Genomic DNA, 554 nt, shown 5'->3' with positions numbered 1-554 from the left:
CGCTCAACGACCGGTGGGCTTCTTGGCCCCGTCCGCGGGCTTCGTGCCCCGGTGCAGGGCGACGATGCCCATCGAGAGATTGCGGTGCGCGACGTCAGTCCAGCCCGCTTCGCGGATCCACGCCGCCAGCGTTCGCTGGTCGGGCCAGTCGCGGATCGACTCATTGAGGTAGTCGTACGCCTCGGCGTTGGAGCTCACCGTCTTCGCGACGACCGGCAGCACGCGGTCGTTGTAGAAGCGGTAGAGACCGTTGAACGTCTTGGACGGCGGCTGCGAGAACTCGCAGATCACGAGCCGCCCACCGGGCTTGGTCACGCGCAGCAGCTCCCGCAGCGCCTTCTTCGGCTCGTTGACGTTGCGGAGGCCGAACGACATCGTGACGGTGTCGAACTCGTCGTCGCCGAACGGCAGCGCGGTCGCGTCGGCCTGCACGAACGAGAGATTGCGGATGCCGCCGCCTGACGCCTTCGGACCATGGCGGCGCTCGCCCTCCGCGATCATGCCGGGCGAGAAGTCGGCGGCGACCACCTCTGCCCCGCTGCCGGCGAGGGCGA

General features: G+C 69.0%; 1 protein-coding gene. It reads right to left on the bottom strand.

The features are described 5' to 3' along the window. Window positions 1-3: 3 nt before the first annotated feature. A partial coding sequence (locus B1729_RS20210) for a ubiquinone/menaquinone biosynthesis methyltransferase (RefSeq protein ID WP_163634611.1) occupies window positions 4-554 on the bottom strand: 551 nt, incomplete at its 5' end.

The organism is Microbacterium sp. B35-04 (assembly GCF_010634885.1).
In the GTDB taxonomy this organism is placed as follows: domain Bacteria; phylum Actinomycetota; class Actinomycetes; order Actinomycetales; family Microbacteriaceae; genus Microbacterium.
This window is presented reverse-complemented; position numbering and strand designations above follow the sequence as displayed.